The sequence below is a fragment of the Couchioplanes caeruleus genome, assembly GCF_023499255.1.
Lineage (GTDB): Bacteria > Actinomycetota > Actinomycetes > Mycobacteriales > Micromonosporaceae > Actinoplanes > Actinoplanes caeruleus_A.
This window is the reverse complement of the sequence record NZ_CP092183.1, coordinates 1,556,300-1,574,618: the sequence shown is the minus strand read 5'-3', so window position 1 is coordinate 1,574,618 and position 18,319 is coordinate 1,556,300. Positions and strand designations below refer to the sequence as shown.

At 73.4% G+C, this 18,319-nt stretch carries 18 protein-coding genes and 1 pseudogene; 7 read left to right on the top strand and 12 right to left on the bottom strand.

Going from position 1 to position 18,319, the window contains the following annotated elements:
• The 5 genes from COUCH_RS07500 to COUCH_RS07480 form a co-directional block, all read right to left on the bottom strand.
• On the bottom strand, window positions 1-999 hold the full coding sequence (locus tag COUCH_RS07500) for a methionine synthase (RefSeq protein ID WP_249611363.1): 999 nt from the start codon (window positions 997-999) through the stop codon (window positions 1-3).
• Window positions 992-2,107 carry a tRNA 2-thiouridine(34) synthase MnmA gene (gene mnmA / locus COUCH_RS07495; protein WP_249611362.1) on the bottom strand — a complete coding sequence of 372 codons (1,116 nt, stop codon included), beginning with the start codon at window positions 2,105-2,107 and terminating at the stop codon, window positions 992-994. Before mnmA ends, COUCH_RS07500 begins: the two co-directional genes overlap by 8 nt.
• 193 nt (window positions 2,108-2,300) lie before the next feature.
• Window positions 2,301-3,482, bottom strand: coding sequence for a cysteine desulfurase family protein (locus tag COUCH_RS07490; RefSeq protein WP_249611361.1), 1,182 nt, complete (start codon window positions 3,480-3,482; stop codon window positions 2,301-2,303).
• A gap of 306 nt (window positions 3,483-3,788) precedes the next feature.
• Entirely contained in the window at window positions 3,789-4,748 is a 960-nt protein-coding gene (locus tag COUCH_RS07485; protein WP_249611360.1) for an electron transfer flavoprotein subunit alpha/FixB family protein, read from the bottom strand.
• 12 nt (window positions 4,749-4,760) lie between these two features.
• Complete coding sequence (locus COUCH_RS07480; protein ID WP_249611359.1) at window positions 4,761-5,540, bottom strand: electron transfer flavoprotein subunit beta/FixA family protein; 780 nt, start codon at window positions 5,538-5,540, stop codon at window positions 4,761-4,763.
• Window positions 5,541-5,802: 262 nt separating this feature from the next.
• On the opposite strand from COUCH_RS07480, the gene COUCH_RS07475 reads away from it, so the two are divergent.
• The 4 genes and pseudogenes from COUCH_RS07475 (at window position 5,803) to COUCH_RS07465 (ending at window position 7,242) form a co-directional block, all read left to right on the top strand.
• On the top strand, window positions 5,803-6,144 hold the full coding sequence (locus tag COUCH_RS07475; protein ID WP_249613607.1) for a YidH family protein: 342 nt from the start codon (window positions 5,803-5,805) through the stop codon (window positions 6,142-6,144).
• 361 nt (window positions 6,145-6,505) lie between these two features.
• A pseudogene (locus tag COUCH_RS39130) lies at window positions 6,506-6,694 on the top strand (DUF202 domain-containing protein); the annotation flags it as partial.
• A 33-nt stretch (window positions 6,695-6,727) separates the two neighbouring features.
• Complete coding sequence (locus COUCH_RS39125) at window positions 6,728-6,859, top strand: hypothetical protein (protein ID WP_430641026.1); 132 nt, start codon at window positions 6,728-6,730, stop codon at window positions 6,857-6,859.
• A gap of 38 nt (window positions 6,860-6,897) precedes the next feature.
• Window positions 6,898-7,242, top strand: a complete 345-nt coding sequence (locus COUCH_RS07465) for a PLD nuclease N-terminal domain-containing protein (RefSeq protein WP_249611358.1) — start codon at window positions 6,898-6,900, stop codon at window positions 7,240-7,242.
• A 403-nt stretch (window positions 7,243-7,645) separates the two neighbouring features.
• Here the strand turns inward: COUCH_RS07465 and COUCH_RS07460 are convergent, their stop codons facing one another.
• The 4 genes from COUCH_RS07460 to COUCH_RS07440 form a co-directional block, all read right to left on the bottom strand.
• Window positions 7,646-9,268, bottom strand: a complete 1,623-nt coding sequence (locus COUCH_RS07460) for an acetolactate synthase (protein ID WP_249611357.1) — start codon at window positions 9,266-9,268, stop codon at window positions 7,646-7,648.
• A gap of 66 nt (window positions 9,269-9,334) precedes the next feature.
• Window positions 9,335-11,239: an Hsp70 family protein gene (locus COUCH_RS38825; RefSeq protein WP_275980075.1), complete on the bottom strand. Its 1,905-nt coding sequence runs from the start codon at window positions 11,237-11,239 to the stop codon at window positions 9,335-9,337.
• 52 nt (window positions 11,240-11,291) lie between these two features.
• Window positions 11,292-11,849 (bottom strand): hypothetical protein, encoded by a 558-nt coding sequence (locus COUCH_RS07445; RefSeq protein WP_249611356.1) that lies wholly within the window; start codon window positions 11,847-11,849, stop codon window positions 11,292-11,294.
• A gap of 94 nt (window positions 11,850-11,943) precedes the next feature.
• Entirely contained in the window at window positions 11,944-12,717 is a 774-nt protein-coding gene (locus tag COUCH_RS07440) for an enoyl-CoA hydratase/isomerase family protein (protein WP_249611355.1), read from the bottom strand.
• A gap of 88 nt (window positions 12,718-12,805) precedes the next feature.
• On the opposite strand from COUCH_RS07440, the gene COUCH_RS07435 reads away from it, so the two are divergent.
• Window positions 12,806-13,270: a DUF6232 family protein gene (locus COUCH_RS07435; RefSeq protein ID WP_249611354.1), complete on the top strand. Its 465-nt coding sequence runs from the start codon at window positions 12,806-12,808 to the stop codon at window positions 13,268-13,270.
• Complete coding sequence (locus COUCH_RS07430; protein WP_249611353.1) at window positions 13,267-13,632, top strand: DoxX family protein; 366 nt, start codon at window positions 13,267-13,269, stop codon at window positions 13,630-13,632. Before COUCH_RS07435 ends, COUCH_RS07430 begins: the two co-directional genes overlap by 4 nt.
• Window positions 13,633-13,719: 87 nt before the next feature.
• Here the strand turns inward: COUCH_RS07430 and COUCH_RS07425 are convergent, their stop codons facing one another.
• Genes COUCH_RS07425 through COUCH_RS07415 form a run of 3 tightly spaced genes read right to left on the bottom strand, consistent with a single transcriptional unit; the run spans window position 13,720 to window position 16,673 of the window.
• Entirely contained in the window at window positions 13,720-14,619 is a 900-nt protein-coding gene (locus COUCH_RS07425; RefSeq protein ID WP_249611352.1) for a ribokinase, read from the bottom strand.
• Window positions 14,620-14,629: 10 nt separating this feature from the next.
• On the bottom strand, window positions 14,630-15,445 hold the full coding sequence (locus COUCH_RS07420) for an ABC transporter ATP-binding protein (RefSeq protein WP_249611351.1): 816 nt from the start codon (window positions 15,443-15,445) through the stop codon (window positions 14,630-14,632).
• A 49-nt stretch (window positions 15,446-15,494) separates the two neighbouring features.
• Entirely contained in the window at window positions 15,495-16,673 is a 1,179-nt protein-coding gene (locus COUCH_RS07415; protein ID WP_249611350.1) for an ROK family transcriptional regulator, read from the bottom strand.
• A 175-nt stretch (window positions 16,674-16,848) separates the two neighbouring features.
• Between COUCH_RS07415 and COUCH_RS07410 the strand changes: the two genes are divergently transcribed.
• A complete protein-coding gene (locus tag COUCH_RS07410; RefSeq protein ID WP_249611349.1) occupies window positions 16,849-18,276 on the top strand; it encodes a glycoside hydrolase family 3 N-terminal domain-containing protein in 1,428 nt (475 codons plus the stop codon).
• Window positions 18,277-18,319 lie beyond the last annotated feature (43 nt).

Below are 18,319 nucleotides of genomic sequence, written 5' to 3'. Positions count from 1 at the left end.
TCACGCCTCGGACAGGCGCCGGGCCGCGTCACGGCAGGCCGTCAACACGGCCCGCACGTACCCGGGGCTCGCTCCGGCCAGTCCGCATGCCGGCGTGACGACGACCTGCTCGGGCAGCCGGTCAGCCCGGAATCCCAGCTCCCGCCACAGACCCCGTACCCGATCTGCGGTTTCTGCCGACGTCGGAGCGCGACCCGCCGACGCAGGCCGGGTCGGCACGGCGCCGGCGAAGAGGCCGAGGCCGGCCTCGAGGGCCTCCCCCAGCGGGTCCAGATCCTTGAGGAGCGCCAGGTCGAGCGACACGGCCGCGGCCTGTGCATCCCGCACGACCTGCAGCGGTACGGCGGGAGCACAGCTGTGCACGATCACCGGCACACCCACCGCCTCCACGATGGTGCGCAGGCCGGTCGCGGCGTCCGGGGCATCGACGGCCCTGTACGCGCTCAGACCGCTCTCCGTGGGAACGTGTCCGTCCAGCACCGCAGACAGTGACGGTTCGTCGAGCTGGAGCAGCACGGTGGCGCCGGGGAGGCGCTTCCGGACGTCGGCGACGTGCCGGCGCAGGCCCTCGGCGAGGGAGTCGGTCAGGTCCCGGACGGCGCCCGGATCGCGCAGCATGCGGCCGCCGATGGGCAGGTCCAGGCCGGCAGCGAGCGTCCACGGGCCGGCTGACTGGATCTTGAACGGGCCCGTGTACCGGTCACCCTGCTCGGTCATCTGGTCGAGGTCGCGTTCGAGCAGGTCGGCCGTGCGGCGCAGGTCCTTGCCCGGGCGTGGCGCCATCTGCCAGCGTCCGGCGTAGAGCTGGACGGGCAGTTCGACGAGGAATCCGGCGCTGCGTCCGATCATGTCGGCGCCCGGGCCGCGGTCGGGGAGCTCGGGAAGGTGCGGCAGGTCGGGCAGCTCGCCGAGGATGAGCCGCTGCGCCTCGGCAACGTCCGTTCCCGGCTGCGAGCCGATTCCGGTCGCCGCTCCGCTCGGCCACGGGAAGTCAGCCATTGGCCGGTGCTCCGGTCCCGGACGTCGCGGGGTGCGCGTTCTCCCCGGTCACGATGGTGGCCGAGCCGAGCACGATGTCCCCGTCGGGATCCGGCCGGTACGCCACGATCGCCTGGCCGGCGGCAACCCCGCGCGCCGGGCTGCGCAGCCGAGCCGTCAACCGCCCGTCCTCGAGGGAGACGACCGCGGACACGACCTCGCCATGCGCCCGAAGCTGCACGTCGCACTCGACCGGCGTCCGCGCGCCGTGCCAGATGGGGCGCTCAGCCGTCACTGTGTCGACCGCAAGGTCCTCACGGGGCCCGACGGTGACAGTGTTGGTCTTCGGGGTGATGGAGAGCACGTAGCGCGGGCGGCCGTCGGGGGCGGGCACGCGCAGGTCGAGGCCCTTGCGCTGGCCCACCGTGTAGCCGTAGGCGCCCGCGTGCTGCCCGAGCACCGCGCCCGTGCGGCCGTCGACGATGTCGCCGGGAGCCTCTCCGAGTCGCTGCGCGAGGAAGCCCCGGGTGTCGCCGTCGGCGATGAAGCAGATGTCATGGGAGTCCGGCTTGTCGGCCACGGCGAGACCGCGGGCGGCAGCCTCCTCACGCACCTGGGCCTTGGTCGAGTCGCCGAGCGGGAAGACGGCCCGGTCCAGCTGGTCGCGGGTGAGCACGGCCAGCACATACGACTGGTCCTTCGCGATGTCCACGCTGCGGCGCAGCAGCCCGTCGGCGCCGAGCCGGGCGTGGTGACCGGTGACGACCGCGTCGAAGCCGAGCGCGACCGCGCGGTCGAGCACCGCGGCGAACTTGATCTTCTCGTTGCACCGCAGGCAGGGGTTGGGGGTGCGGCCCGCGGCATACTCGGCGACGAAGTCGTCGACGACGCTCTCGTGGAACTGGTCGGCCATGTCCCACACGTAGAAAGGGATGCCGATGACGTCGGCGGCCCGGCGCGCGTCGCGGGAGTCTTCGAGCGTGCAGCATCCCCGCGCACCCGTCCGGTACGTCTGAGGGTTCCGCGCCAGCGCCAGGTGGACCCCGGTCACGTCATGGCCGGCATCCCGGGCGCGCGCGGCAGCGACGGCGGAGTCGACACCGCCGGACATAGCTGCAAGCACTCGCACGCCGGCAAGCCTATCCGCCGGGCCCGGCAAAACCTCACCGCGGCCGGGACCGGCGGGCGTGCTCTGGACCACCCCGGAAAATCGTGTGGATCAAGAACCGTCCGGGCGATCGGCCGCGATAGACGAAGCACAAGACGGATCAGCAGGAGGAGGGCGCAAGATGATCATGCTTTGGTTCCTGCGCCGCGGGCTCTCAGGACTGACGCGGCGTCTTCCATGCCGTCGCCCGGCGGGCCCGCTCCACCGCGCCCGGCAGCGCAGCCAGCAGCTCGTCGATGTCCTGCGCCGTCGAGGACTGCCCGAGGGTGAACCGCAGCGAGGAGCGCGCCCGGTCATCGTCGGCGCCCATCGCGAGCAGCACGTGCGACGGCTGGGCGACCCCGGCCGAGCACGCCGAGCCGGTCGAGCACGCGATCCCCTGCGCGTCGAGGAGCAGGAGCAGCGCATCCCCTTCGCAGCCGGGGAAAGAGAAGTGCGCGTTGCCCGGCAGCCGGTCGACGGGATCACCGTTGTAGACGGCGTCGGGGATGGCGGCCCGGACCCGGTCGACCAGGTCGTCGCGCAGGGCGGCGACGCGCGCCGCGTGCTCCTGTTGCGTCTTGACGGCCGCCTCGACCGCGACGGCGAACGCCACCACGCCGGGGGTGTCCAGCGTGCCGGACCGTACGTCGCGCTCCTGACCTCCGCCGTGCAGCAGCGGCGTGGCGGCCACGTCCCGGCCGAGCAGCAGCGCGCCCACGCCGACCGGTCCGCCGACCTTGTGCCCGCTCACGGTCATCGCCGCGGCGCCGCTCGCCGCGAAGTCGACGGGGACCTGGCCCACGGCCTGCACCGCGTCGGTGTGGAAGGGGATGCCTGCCTGCGCCGCGAGCGCCGCCAGCGCGGGGATCGGCTGCAGCGTGCCGACCTCGTTGTTGGCCCACTGCACGCTGATCACAGCGATCTCGTCGCCGTGCGCCTGGATCGCGTCCGTCAGCACCGCGGGATTGACGCGCCCGGCCTCGTCGACGGGCAGCCACTCGACGACGGCGCCCTCGTGCGACCTGAGCCACTCCACGGCGTCCATGACCGCGTGGTGCTCCACCGCCGAGGCCACGACGCGGCAGCGCCGGCCGTCAGCGCCGCGGCGCGCCCAGAACATGCCCTTGGTGGCGAGGTTGTCGCTCTCGGTCCCCCCGCTGGTGAACACCACCTCGGACGGCCGCGCGCCGAGCACCGCGGCGATCCGCTCGCGCGACTCCTCGACGAGCCGTCGAGCGCTTCGACCGGCAGCATGCAGGGACGACGGGTTGCCGATCTCCCGGGCGGCCGCGACATATGCGTCGAGCGCCTCGGCGAGCATCGGCGCGGTCGCCGCGTGATCCAGGTAGGCCATCGCCATGAAGCTTATGCCGTGCGCCGCCAACGGATACGTCGCGTCCGTCACCGTCGGGCAGGACGATCAATATCCAGGGCGGAAACGCCAAGAGCATCATGGCCCGGCTCCGTCGTGGCCCGAGACGTCGCTCCCGCCAGGGACCGGGTCCGACCGGCCAGTCGCCTGGCGGCTCCTGAACGGCCGGCCGCACCCTGCCGCGTGCGTAAGTGGCTGAGCTCACCCCGCAAGCCCACGACAACGGCCCGGCGACCGAGGCCGCCGGGCCGTTCCCTCATCGCTCGGGCCGTGGCCGGCCCGCCGTCGTCACTTGCGCTTGCGGATCTCGTCGGTCGCCTGCGGCACGATCTTGAAGAGGTCGCCCACCACGCCGTAGTCGGCCAGCTCGAAGATCGGCGCCTCGGGGTCCTTGTTGACCGCCACGATCGTCTTCGACGTCTGCATGCCGGCCCGGTGCTGGATGGCGCCCGAGATGCCCAGGGCGACGTACAGCTGCGGGGACACCGTCTTGCCGGTCTGACCGACCTGGAACTGGTGCGGGTAGTAGCCGGAGTCGACGGCCGCGCGCGAGGCGCCCACCGCGCCGCCGAGCAGGTCGGCCATCTCCTCGACCAGCTTGAAGTTGTCCGCGTTGCCGACGCCGCGGCCGCCCGAGACGACGATCGAGGCCTCGGTCAGCTCCGGGCGGGAGCCCTTCGTCTCGGCGACGCGCTCGACGACCTTCGTCAGCTTGTCCGCGTCGGTCACCGTGACCGTCAGCTGTTCCACGGCCGGGGTGGCCGGCGCGGCGGCCGGGGTCACCGAGTTCGGACGGATGGTCACGATCGGCAGGCCCCGGGTGACCTGGGACTTCACGATCGTGGAGCCGGCGAAGACGACCTGGGTGGCCGTACCGTCCGCGGCGACCTCCACCGCGTCCGTGAGCAGGCCGTTGTCCAGCTTGACCGCGAGCCGGCCGGCGATCTCCTTGCCCTCCTGCGTCGCGGCGAGCAGCACCGCGGCCGGCTGGACGCGCTTGACGAGCTCGGCCACCGCCGTGGCCTTGGGCGCCACGAGGTAGCCGTCGATCTCCTCGCCCTCGCCCGCATAGATCTTCTCGGCGCCGTACTCGCCGAGCTTGGCGGCCAACTGCTCCGCCGCGCCGGCGCCACCGAGAACCACCGCGGAGGGCGAACCCAGCCCGCGGGCGATCGTCAGCATCTCGAGCGTGACCTTCTTGACGCCGGCAGCCTGGGAGGCCTCGACGACGACCAGTACCTCAGCCATGGTGGACCCCTCTCAGACGAACTTCTCGGTGGCGAGGAACTCGACCAGCTGCACGCCGCCGTTGCCCTCGTCGGTGACCTTGGTGCCGGCGCTGCGCGGCGGGCGCTTGGCGAACTCGACCACGGCGGAGGTGGCGCCCGCGAAGCCGACCTCGTCCGGGCTGACGCCCAGGTCCGCGAGGGAGAGGCTCTGCACCGGCTTCTTCTTGGCCGCCATGATGCCCTTGAAGGACGGGTACCGGGGCTCGTTGATGGTGTCCCACACGCTGACCACGGCGGGCGTGGACGCGGTGACGACCTCGTAGCCCTCGTCGGTCTGACGCTCGGCGGTCAGCTGGGCGCCGTCGACGGTGAGCTTGCGGGCGCCGGTGAGCGCGGCGATGCCCAGCCGCTCGGCCAGCATGTGCGGCATGACCTGCACGCGGCCGTCGGTCGACTCGGCTCCGCAGAGGATCAGGTCGGCGTTGAGCGTGCCCAGCGCGGCGGCCAGGACCTTGGACGTGGCGACGGCGCACGAGCCGTGCAGCGCGTCGTCGGTCACGTGGACCGCCTTGTCGGGGCCCATGGAGAGCGCCTTGCGGATCGACTCGGTCGCGCCGGCCGGGCCCATCGTCAGGACGGTCACCTCACCGCCGTGCGCTTCCTTGATCTTCAGCGCTTCCTCGATGGCGTACTCGTCCATCTCGTTGATGACGTTGCTCGCCGAGCCGCGCTCGACGGTCTTGTCGCCCGCACTCAGAGTGCGCTCGGCACCGGAGTCGGGCACCTGCTTGACCAGTACGACGATGTTCATCGCGCTTCGACGACCCTCCTGTTTATGGACGCACGCCTGCAGCCGGTTTCACGGTTCCTACGGGGATGTTACCCGCCGGTAGCTTTACGGTGCCCGCCACCGACGGTGACACAGCTCACCCGTGACCGCGTCGCCCGCCTCATGACCATCCTCCCCCACCCCGGGCCGGGACGGCGGCTGCGGCCCGTGAGCCGATTGTTCACCTCGCCGATCAATAATCGACAGCGTGCTCGACCAGTGGTTCAACCCGCAGAAGACCCCGATGGTCGGCGAGAAGCCGGATTACCGGTTCTCCCTGGCCAACGAACGCACCTTCCTGGCCTGGATCCGTACGGCGCTCGCGCTGCTGGCGGGCGGGCTGGCGTGCGCCCAGTTCCTGCCGCCCCTGCCGATCGAGCACCTGCGCGAGATCATCGCGGTCGCGCTCCTGCTCCTGGGCGGTGTCGTCGCGGTACGGGCGGTCGACCACTGGGCGCGTACGGAGAAGGCCATGCGTCTCGGCACCGACCTGCCCAAGTCCCGCTTCCCGGCGATCCTCGCCCTCTTCGTGGCGGCGGGCGCGCTCCTCCTGGTGATGGCGGTCATCATCAAGGCCGTGCAATGACCGAAGGCCGCTCTGCGAACGGAGGCACCTGCACGGGCGGAGGCAGCCCAGCGACCGCGGGGACTTCAGCGGGCGGCGCCGCTCCAGCAAATTTGGGCACTCCAGCGAGACGAGCCACTTCAGCGAACGCAGGCACTCCGGCTAACGCAGGCACTCCAGCGAACGCAGGCACTCCAGCGAACGGAGCCACCCCGGCTAACGCAGGCACTCCAGCTAACGCAGGCACTCCAGCGAGGGGAGCCACGTCGGCGAACCTAGGCACTCCAGCTAACGCAGGTGCCTCTGCCCGGCGCCCTCGGACGCCGGCGGGGCCCTCCCGTCCGCGCCGCAGAGGCACCTCTGCGCGCGAGGGCTGCGCTGTGTGCGCGGGAGTCGCGGGGTGAGTGAGGGTCGGACCAGCAGCTCGGCGCCGGGTCATCGGGATCCCGGTGCCGCCGCTGAGCGGACGCGGCTTGCTTGGCGGCGTACCGGGTTGTCGGCCGCTGCCGTGGCTCTGCTTGCCGCACGGCCTGCTTTCGCGCCGGGCGCCGGCGTCGGGGTTTTTCTCGTCGCGGCTCTCGTGATGGCGGGCTGGGCTGCTTGCGTGGCGCTCGCCTACCGGCGGTCGCGGGGGCTGCGGGCCTGGCCACCGGTGCCCGGCCGGCGCACCATCGCCGCCTTCGCCGTGATCACCGCCGGGTTCGCGGTGCTCGGCACGGCGCTTGTCATGCTCTGATCGTCGCCGTTCCGCGTACGGCGCGTCATCATTGCCTCATGGTCCGGATGTTCGTCTTCCTGGCTGCGGTGCAGCTGGTGCTCCTCGTGCTCGCGTTGATCAGCTCGCTGTCAGCCGATCGGGTTCGCAACATGCCGCGCGCCCTGTGGGTCCTCGTGATCCTCTTCATTCCGCTGGCGGGCCCGCTCGCCTACTTCCTCTGGGGCCGCCCGTTGCCATCCCCGCACGAGGGCAGCCCGGTCCGCCGCCGACCGGGGCCGCGCCCGGCCTCACCGGACGACGACCCCGACTTCCTCCGCTCGATGGACACCGAGCAGTCCCGGCGCGACCGGGAGCTGCTGGCGCAGTGGGAGCGCGATCTGGAGAAGAACGACGAGAACTAGCTGAGCCCCCCGCAAGCTTCAGGACCAGAACAACCGGGGCCGCGCTGCGCCGGCGACGACCGGTACCGCTGCGAGGAAAGGACGGGCACCCCCGCGCCGACGACGACCGGGACGCTGCGCCGGCGACGACCGGTACCGCTGCGCTGACGAGGAAAGGACGGGCATCCCGCGCCGACGACAAGGGGTACCGCTGCGCCGACGACGAGGGGTACCGCTGCGCCGACGAGGAGAGGGCAGCCATCCCCGCGCCGACGACGACCGGTTCCGCTGCGCCGACGAGGACGGGCGCCGCTGGGCGGACGAGGACGGGAACGGCAGCAGGCCGCTACGCCCGCTGGGCTGCGGCAACCGGCCGCTACACCGTGCACCCGCCCTCCCCCACAAGAGCAGCGGCGGGCAGCCCTTACGCCAGGTTGGACGAGCGCGGGTACGCGTCCTCCGGGTCGGTCAGGACGTTCACCAGGTACGGCACGCCCGAGTCGAATGCCCGGGTCAGTGCCGCGCCCAGGTCCGCCGGCTTCTCGACCGTCTCGCCCGCCCCGCCGAGCGCCTTCACCACGTCGTCGTAGCGGAGGCCCGGCTGGAGGTCCGCCGCCACGTCGTAGCCGTACATGGCGCGCATCGGGTGCTTCTCGAGGCCCCAGATCCCGTTGTTGCCGACGACGATCACGACCGGGAGGTTCTGGCGGACCAGCGACTCCGCGTCCATCAGGGAGAATCCCGCCGCGCCGTCGCCCATGAGGACGCAGATCTGGCGGTCCGGGTACGTCACCCTGGCGCCCATCGCGTAGCCCATGCCGGTGCCGAGGCAGCCGTACGGGCCCGGGTCGAGCCAGGTGCCGGGCTGGGCGGGCTCGAGGTAGCGGCCCGCGTACGAGACGAAGTCGCCGCCGTCGCCGATGGTGACCGCGTCGGGGGCCAGGACCTTGCGCAGTTCCCCGTACACGCGGGCGGGTTTGATGGGGTCGCTCTCGGCGGCCATGGCCTCGGCGTCGCGGGCCTTGCCGGCATCCTCGGCGGCCCGCAGGCCGTTGATCCATTCGGCGTGGTCGGTGCGCTTGCCGGTGTGGTTCGCGATCGCGGCGAGGATCCGGCGCAGGTCGCCGGCCGGTGAGACGGCCGCCTGGACGTGGCCGGCGCGCTGGCCGGGGGCGTCGACGATGTGGATGACCTGCGCGGGGTCGAACTCGCCGAAGTTGAGGCGGAAGTCGAGCGGGGTGCCGATGACCGCGACGACGTCGGCCTCGCCGAGGGCGGGGCGGCGGGCCTTCGCGAAGCCGAGCGGGTGGCCCGGCGGCAGCGCGCCGCGGCCCATGCCGTTGGTGAAGACCGGGATCTGCAGGGCCTCGGCGGCCGCGCGCAGCTCGTCGACCGCGTTGCCGCCCCAGACGTCCGATCCGGCGATGATGACCGGGCGCTCGGCCTCGGCGAGCAGGGCCGCGGCGCGGGCGACCTCGTCCGGGTCGGCCTCGATCACGGGTACGTCGGGGGCGCCGGGCGCCGGGACGTCCTCGCTGGAGAACAGCACCTCGAGGGGGAGGTCGAGGAATGCGGGGCCGCGGTGGGCGGTCAGCGCCGCTGTGAGGGCGCGGCCGATCTCGGCGGGGATCTCGTCGGTGGCGGTGACCGTCGCCGCGTACTTGGTGACCGGCGCGACCAGCGGCACGTGGTCGATCTCCTGCAGGCTGCCGGAACCCCAGCGGAACGCCGGCGCCCTGCCGCCCATCACCAGCACCGGCGAGGCGTTGAAGAACGCGCTGGTCAGGCCGGAGATGCCGTTGGTGACGCCGGGCCCGGCGGTGAGCACGGCGAGGCCGGGGCGGCGCTGCAGCTTGGCCACCGCCTCGGCGGCGAACACGGCGGACTGCTCGTGGCGTACGTCGTAGATGGGGAAGTCGCTCTTGTGCGCGGCGTCGTAGATCGGGAAGACGTGGCCGCCGGAGAGGGTGAACATCTCCGTCACCCCGTACGCCCGCAGCGCCGCCAGCGCCAGCTCCCCGCCGTGCCCCTCGATCGTGTCCGTCATGCCCGCTCCAGCCGTGTCGGTGATGCCCAGCACGCTACCCGGCGCATGAGAAAACGTGAACGAGACTCACCCTACGAAGCGCTGGATGTCGTTGACGATCAGGCGCACGGTGGACTCCACCGGTACGCCCGTGGTGATGCTGTACGCGACGAGCATCGCGGCCACGGGTGCGCTGACCAGCAGCACGACGCTCAGCAACAGCTGGATCGCGCGCAGGCCGCGGCCCGTACGCCGGCGGACCCGGGCAGCGGGCGCCGCCTCCGGACCGTCCCACCGCGCGGTGGCGGTGGGCCGCGCCGTGCCGGACGGCCGGGCGCCGCTGACCGGCCTGGCCGCCCCGGCCGCGGGCCGTGCCACACCTGCCGCCGGGCGCGCTCCCGTGGCAGGCCGCGCAGCCCCGGCAGCCGGCGACGACCCGAAAACGGACCCGGACGTGGACCCGGACCCGGCAACCGACCCGGACCCGGAGACGGGCCGGGACCGGGAGCCGGAAGCGGACCGGGACGTCGCAGCCGCCGCCGGGGAGACCGGGCGGGACGACACCTTCCGCGGCGGCGCCGAGGACGTGCCCGGAGGATCCGTCGGCAGCGAGCGGCCGGGGTGGACGGCCGGGCCGGGCAGCGACGCCACGGGGTTGGGAGCGGCGACCGTGGCGTCCGGGTCGGGAGCCCAGTGCTGCGGCGCGTCCGGCCACGGGTCGACCGCCGGCGGGAACGCGCCCGTGACGTCACGCCGCGCGGTGGGGACGGTCTCCATGTCGTCCACGGAAACCGGAGGCGGCGGAGAAGGCGGGGCGGGCGGGCTCGTGGGCTGCACGCGTACGCGATCACCCCGCGAGACCAGCCGCAGCTCGGCCGTCGGGCCGGGCGCCGCGGGTTCCGTCGCCAGCAGGGCGGCGTCCGCCAGGATGCTGCCCTCGGCGACCACCAGCTCCGGCTGCTCGATCGCGACCGGCGCCTCGCCCAGCTCGCGGTGCAACAGCGTCGCCACCAGCGGGATCCGGCTCGCGCCGCCGACCAGGAACACGCCGGCCAGGCGCCCGTCCGGCAGGTCGGCCCAGCGCAGCAGGTCCCGGGTGACGCGTACGGTCTGCTCGAGGACCGGGCGCGCCAGCTCCTCCAGCTCGTCGCGGGTCACGTGCATCTCGGCGTCCAGCAGCGGCACCATCACGTCCGCCGACTGGGTGCGCGACAGCCGCTCCTTCGCGATCCGGGCGTCGTCCCACAGCTGCCGCTGGGCGCGCCGGTCCTCCAGCGTCTCCGGCTCGGTGAGCCGCCGCCAGGCGTCCGGGTCCTGCGCCGCGCAGAGCTCGCCGAGGTGGTCGACGATCGCCGCGTCGACGTCGAGCCCGCCGACGTCGTCACGGCCGTCGACGGCCAGGACCTCGAAACCCTCGGCCGTACGGGCGACCACGCTCGCGTCGAAGGTGCCGGCGCCGAAGTCGTGCACCACCACGACCGAGCCGATGGGTACGTCGCGGCCCAGCACGTCGGCGAAGTACGTGGCGGCGGCGACCGGCTCGGCGACCAGGCGCGCGCCCTCCAGACCCGCGCGGGCGGCCGCCTCGGCGAGCAGGCTGCGGCGGGTGGCGCCCCAGGTGGCGGGGCAGGTCAAGGTCACTTCGGGGCGTACCGGGCCGACCGCGCGGTGCCACTCCTCGGCCACCCGGACGAGCACGGCCGCCACCAGGTCGACCACCGGGAACTCCCGGTCGCCGAGGAGCACGAGGCCGTCGTCGATGTGGCGCTTCGGGTTCGGTTCGAACCGGGCCGGGTCCCGCCGCGCGCTGTGCACCGCGTCGCGGCCGACCACGAGCAGGCCGTCGGGCTGGGCGTACACGGCGGAGGGCAGCAGCGGGGAGCCGTCGACGAGGATCGGGCGGGCCCGGCCGTCGGGCCACCGGGCGACCGCGACGGTGTTCGAGGTGCCGAAGTCGACGCCGAGGCGGTGCCGACCCTGGTCGATGGACATGCGCGTCAGTGTAGGCGCTCGCGCGTACTAGTTGATCAGGGCGGAAGCGCGGTCAGACCGGCCGCCACCGCAGCTTGCCGTCACGGCCGCGCTCGCACCGCACCACCTTGCCGTCATCCGTACGGCCCGTCGCGCCCTCGTCCTCGCACGGCTCCCGTACGACCGGCGGGTCCTCCGGCTCGTCCACGTCGGGCGAGGGCACGAGCCCGGGCGCGGGCGGGGCCGGCGGGGGCGGGCCCGACGAGGGCGGCGGCGTCGGCACGGTGGTCCTGAGCTGCGGCGCAGCCGGGGCGGCCGGCGGCTCCGTGACGGTCCTCGCGCTCGCCGACGAGGCACGGCCGGGCCCCCGGGTGCCACTCGAGGCGTCGGCGACCGCGCGCTTCCGCGGTGGCCGTGACGCCTCCGTGGGCGCGGGCATGCTCGCCGGCGGTACGACGATCGGCGGCGCGACGGCCGGTTCCGCGGCGCGCGCGGGAGCCGGGGCCTCGTCGGCGCGGTCGAACGTCATGAACCCGATGACCGCGCCGAGCAGGGCCTGGCCGGTGACGAGCGCCACCGCGACGATCACGGTGCGGCGCACCGACGTCGCGCGCAGCCCGGGCATCGTCACAGACCGGAACTTTATGGCAACAGATCGATATCCGCGAGATCCCACCGGGCGTGTCCGGCACTCGGGGGCTGCGGAAACCGCCCGCTTACGCGATTCAGCGGCCGGTGAACTTCGGCTTGCGCTTCTCCACGAAGGCCGTCGTCCCCTCGATCCGGTCGTCCGTGGCGAACAGCCCCGCGAACAGGTGGCTCTCCAGCGCCAGCCCCGACGCCAGATCCATGCTCAGCCCCCCGTCGATCGCCTGCTTGGCCGCGCGCAACGCCATCGCCGGGCCCGTCACGTACGGCTTCACGAGCTCGACGGCGGCGGTGTACACGTCGGCGGCCGGGACCACGCGGTCGGCGAGGCCGATGCGCAGCGCCTCCTCCGCGTCCACCATCCGGCCCGAGAAGACCAGGTCCTTCGCGCGCGCCGGGCCGACGAGCCGGGCGAGACGCTGGGTGCCGCCCGCGCCCGGGATGATGCCCAGCTTGATCTCCGGCTGGCCCAGCTTGGCGTCCTCGGCGACGACCCGCCAGTCGCAGGCCAGCGCCAGCTCGCAGCCGCCGCCCAGGGCGTAGCCGGTGATCGCGGCGACGACGGGCTTCGGGATGCGCGCCACCGCGTCGAACGCGCTGGACAGGGCTGCCGCCCGTACGGTCATCTCCTGGAACGTCGTCGTCGTGAACTCGGTGATGTCGGCGCCGGCGGCGAAGACCTTCTCCCCGCCGTACACGATGACCGCGCGCACCTCGTCCGAGCCCGCCGCCTCCTGGGCGGCCGCCCGCAGCTCCTCCTGGACCTGGGTGTTGAGCGCGTTCATCGGTGGCCGGCCGAGCCGGACCGTGCCGATGCCGTCGCCGATCTCCAGCTTCACGAACTCGCCCACCGCTTGCCGCCTCCCGATCGATCGTTCAGTCCCGACAGCGTAAGCGTGCGCGCCCCGGGTAAGTAACATGCGGGACGAGGGAGGAGCCATGGTCACCTACTACCGGGACCGGGACGTGCTGGTCACGTCGGACGGGGTCCGGATCGGCGAACGCGGCTACCGGCTCGGCGACTTCGCGCAGGTGTGGCACGCGCGCGGCCGCCGGCAGTGGAGCGCGGTGGCGGGACGCGGCGTTCTCGGCATCGCGATGATCGCTCCGCTGCTGATCGGCGCGCTCGGGGTGGTCGTCGCCCTGGTGATCGACGCCTCGGCGTCCACCACGATCGCCCTGATCGGCGGCGGCATCCTGATCGGGCTCGCGGCGGCGCCCCTGTCCGACGTGCTGCTCGAGTTCGTGGACCGCTCGTACGACCGTGGCAGCCGCCGGCTGGAGATCTGGGCGGACGTCCGTGGCGACCGTACGCTGCTGCTGGAGACCCAGGACGCCCAGCGGTTCGGCCGCATCTACCGGGCGTTGCAGCGCGCCCTCGACCACGACTCCGTGCCCCGGTGAGGTCCCACGCCGCGCTGGCGGGCCTCCTGGCGACCAGCGGCGTGCTGCACTTCGCGCACCCCCGGCCGTTCGACGGCATCGTGCCGCGTTCGCTGCCGGGCAGCCCGCGCACCTGGACCCATCTGAGCGGCGTCGCCGAGCTGGCCGTGGCCGCCGCGGTCGCGCATCCCCGGAGCCGGCGAGCAGGCGCGCTCGCCGCTGCGGCGCTGTTCGCCGCGGTGTTCCCCGCGAACGTCAAGATGGCGGTCGACTGGCGGCATGCGCCGCCGCTGCGCCGGGCGATCGCGTACGGCCGGCTGCCCCTGCAGGCGCCACTGATCCTGTGGGGCCTGCGAATCGCGTCCCAGCCCCGGCCGAAGTAAGCCCGGCCGAAGTGGGCTCGGCCGAAGTGGGTCCGGCCGAAGTAAGTCCGGCCGAAAACAGCGGCGCTGAAGTGAGCCGGGCCGGGATCAGGCGTAGTACAGCGCGTCGATGTCCGCGCGGGACGGCAGGGAGTTGGACGCGCCGACCTTGCGGACGCACGCCGCCCCGGCGGCGTTGGCCCAGCGCACCGCGTCGAGCAGGTCGCGACCCTCGCCCCAGGCGACCGCCAGCGCGCCGGTGAAGGCGTCGCCCGCCGCGGTGGTGTCGGCCACGGCCACCCGGAACGCCGGGATGCGCTCGTCGCGGCCGTCACGGTCGGCGTACCAGGAGCCGCTGCCGCCCATCGTGAGCACCACGCGCGGTACGAGCGCGAGCAGCCCCGGCATGTCGAGCCGCTCGGAGCCGGTGATCGCCATCGCCTCGACCTCGTTGACGACGAGCAGGTCGACGGCCTCCAGCAGCTCGGTCCGCAGCTCCCGGGCCGGCGCGGCGTTCAGGATCGTGCGGGTGCCACCCTCGCGTGCCGCCTGTGCCGCCGCGAGCACCGTCTCACCGGGGATCTCCTGCTGGCACAGCAGCACGTCGCTCTCGGCGATCACGGCGGTCTCCGCGGCGCTCAGGCCGGCGAAGGTGCTGTTCGCGCCGGGGCTCACCATGATCGAGTTCTCGCCCGCCCGGTCCACCATGATGACCGCGACGCCGGAGGAGCCGTAGCTGGTCCGCAGGCACTCGGTGTCCACGCCGGAGGCGTTGAGCCGCGCCTTGATCGTCACCCCGAACGCGTCCGAGCCGATCGCGCCGAGCATCGTGCAGGCGCCGCCGGCGCGGGCGGCCGCGATGGCCTGGTTGGCGCCCTTGCCGCCGGGCGTCATGACGAAGTCGTCGCCCAGGATGGTCTCCCCGGGCAGCGGCAGCCGCTCGGCGAGACCGACGAGATCCATGTTGGCGCTGCCGGCGACCACGATCCGCGGGGGCGACGATGCCATGCTGCGCTCCTCAGGCCGCCCGGGCCGTGTACCGGTCGCCGGTGCGCTGGACGACCAGCGGCAGGCCGAAGGTCTTGGACAGGTTGTCGGCGGTCAGCGTCTCGCCGAGCAGGCCGGCCGCCACGACCGAGCCCTCGCGCAGCAGCATCGCGTGGGTGAAGCCCGGCGGGATCTCCTCGACGTGATGGGTGACCAGCACCATCGCCGGCGCGTCCGGGTCCTCCGCGAGCTCGCTGAGCCGGCCCAGCAGGTCCTCGCGGCCGCCGAGGTCGAGGCCCGCGGTCGGCTCGTCGAGCAGCATCAGCTCCGGGTCGGTCATCAGCGCCCGGGCGATCTGCGTGCGCTTGCGCTCGCCCTCGGACAGCGTGCCGAACTCGCGGTCGGTCAGCGCGCCCATGCCGAGCTGGTCGAGCAGGCCCCGGGCCCGCGCCTCGTCCTGCCGGTCGTAGCTCTCCCGCCAGCGGCCCACCACGGACCACGCGGCCGTGACGACCACGTCCAGGACCCGCTCGGTGGGCGGCACGCGGTCGGCCAGCTGCCCGGTCGTGATGCCGATCCGGGTACGCAGCTCGTTGACGTCCGTGCGTCCCAGCCGTTCCCCGAGCACCCACGCCACGCCGCGCGACGGGTGCAGCCGGGCGGAGGCGAGGTTGAGCAGGGTGGTCTTGCCCGCGCCGTTGGGGCCGAGGATCACCCACCGCTCGTCCAGCTCGACCTGCCAGGAGAGGTTGCGCACCAGGAAGGTGCCGCCGCGGATCACGCTGACGCGGTCGAAGGAGATGACGGTGTCGTCGTCGGGGGGTGTGGGGGTCGCTGCCTCGAGCACGCGTCCATCCAACCACGCACGGCTCACCGCCCCGGACACCGTGCCGTGCCTATCCGGTCGTCGACCCGAAGACCTCGTCGCGTACGGCGTCGAGCGCGGTCAGCAGCGCGCCGTTGAGGACCGGCTCGACCGCCACTTCGCTGATCACGACCCGGGGCGACACCAGCGTGATGGACGCGACCTCGGCCTCCACCCGCTGCGCCAGCGCCGCGCCGCCGGCCTGGCTGACCTCGCCCGCGAGCACGACCAGCGGCGGGTCGAGCACCACGCAGGTCGCCGCCACGCCGAGCGCCAGCCGCCGGGCCAGCTCGTCGAGCACCGGCCCGCCCGCTTCCCCGGCTGCCACGGCGGCTCGGACGACGTCGGCGGACTCCTTGCCGCCGAAGCCGTACTGCTTGCCGATCGCCTTGGCGGCGTCCGAGGCGACGAGCGTCTGGAACGCGCCCTTCACCCCGCGCTTGGAGGCGTTGTGCGGCACCTCGGCGCCGGCCACCGGCAGGTAGCCGATCTCGCCGGCGGCGCCCGTACTGCCCTGGTGCAGCTTGCCGTCGATCACCGTGGCGAGGCCGACGCCCCGGCCGACCCAGATCAGCACGAAGTCGTCGACCCCGCGGGCCGCGCCGGTGTGCTGCTCGGCGATCGCGGCGAGGTTCACGTCGTTGCCGAACACGACCGGCGTGCTCAGGTCCTTGCGCAGCTCGGCGAGGAGACCGCGGTGCCAGCGGGGCAGGTCGAACGCGAACGAGACCTCGCTGGTCTTCGGGTCGACCAGGCCGGGGGTGCCGAGCACGACGCGGTGGATCGAGTCGAGGTCGGTGCCGGCCCGGGTGGCGGCCTGCATGACGGCGCCGTGCACGGCGCGTACGGGATCGTCGCTGTCCTGGGTCGACTGTTCGCTGCGTCCGACGATCTCGCCGGTGATGTCGGCGCACGCGGCGATCACCCGGTCGGGGAGCACCTCGACGCCGATGACATGGGCACTACCGGGAGTGACCGCGTACAGCTGGGCGTTGGGTCCCCTGCCGCCGGCCTGCTCGCCGACGCGGCGCACGAGCCCGCGCTCCTCGAGCCGCTCCACCAGCTGCGACGCGGTGACCTTGCTGAGGCCGGTCAGCTCGCCGAGCTGCGCCCGGGTGAGCGGGCCCTTCGCGAGCAGCAGCTCGAGCGCGGCGCGGTCGTTGAGCGCGCGCAACAGCCGGGGGGTGCCCGGCAGGCGGGTGGCGGCCATAACTCTGTCCCTCAGTAGTCAGGATTGTTTGCTATTACCGTCTCGGCGCGCATCGTCCAGCCCGCAGCGTAACGGTCAGCTCACTGGCCGACTGCGGGGCGTGTCCGATAGACATTGAGCGATCATGACAGTTCCCCCGGTCCACGGACAGTGCTCAACCGAGGAAGAGAAAACCATGCCGATCGAACCAGGGCTACGGCGACTCGCGCTCCGTACCCTGCTTGCGGCTTTTGCGGGCAATTCCATGCCTGAATGGGTGGCCACGCTGCTCGGCGAGGGCCTGGCGGGGGTCACGCTCTTCGCCACCAACGTGGGCGAGCCCACCGAGCTGCGCCGGCTCACCACGGGGCTGCGGACCGTACGGCCGGACGCGCTCGTCGCCATCGACGAGGAGGGCGGCGACGTCACGCGCCTCGCGCACCGCACCGGCAGCCCGTACCCGGGCAACGCCGCGCTGGGCGCGGTCGACGACCCCGATCTGACGCGGACGGTGTACGCCGCGATCGGCGCGGACCTGGCCCGGGCCGGCATCAACCTCGACCTGGCGCCGGACGTCGACGTGAACGCGGCGGACGACAACCCCGTCATCGGTACGCGCTCCTTCGGCGCCCACCCGGCGCTCGTGGCGAGGCACGCGGCGGCGGCCGTCACCGGGCTGCAGTCGACGGGGGTGGCGGCGTGCGCGAAGCACTTCCCGGGCCACGGCGCCACGACGACCGACTCACACCTCGCGCTGCCGACCGTCGACGCGACGCGCCAGATCCTGCGCGAGCGTGACCTCCCGCCGTTCGCGGCCGCGATCGCCGCAGGGGTGAGGGCGGTCATGACGGCCCACATCCGGGTCCCGGAGCTGACCGGCACCGGCCCGGCCACGTTCAGCCGGACCGCCCTCGACCTGCTCCGCCGGGAGTACGCCTTCCCCGGCGTGATCGTCACGGACGCCCTGGAGATGCGCGGCGCCGTCGCGGCGGCCGGGGGCATCGGAGCCGCGGCCGTCCTGGCCCTCGGGGCGGGCGCGGACCTCCTGTGCCTCGGTGCGCGGGTGGACCGGGAGCTGGTCGAGCACGTGGTGGCGGAGATCGTGGCGGCCGTACGCGACGGGCGCCTCACCGCCGGCCGGCTGGAGGAGGCCGGGGCCCGTACCGCCGACCTGGCCGCCTGGACCCGCCGCCCGCACCGGCCCGCCCCACCCGACACCACCGTCGGGTACGCCGCCGCCCGCCGCGCCATCCGCGTCGAGGGTTCGGTCGCCGGGTTCGCCGACGCGTTGATCGTCCAGCTCGAGTCCGGGCACTCCATCGCCGAGGGCCGGCTGCCGTGGGGCCTGGCACCCCACTTCGACGCCACGGAACGGCTGTCGGTGGCCGCGCTTCTCGCGCGAGCCGGTACGCGGCCGATCGTGGTGGTCGGCCGGCGCATCCACCGTACGGAGACCACGCGGGCACTGATCGAGGACCTCGCGGCGGTGCACCCCGTGGCGGTCGTCGAGATGGGCTGGCCGTCGAGCTGGCGTCCCGTGGGCGTGCGGGCGTTCATCACCTCGTACGGCGCCTCGCACGCCAACAGCCGAGCCGTGGCAGAAGTGGTCGGCCTCACCATCTAGCCGTACTTGAACGCGTTCAACAACGGGTCTAACCTGAGCGCAT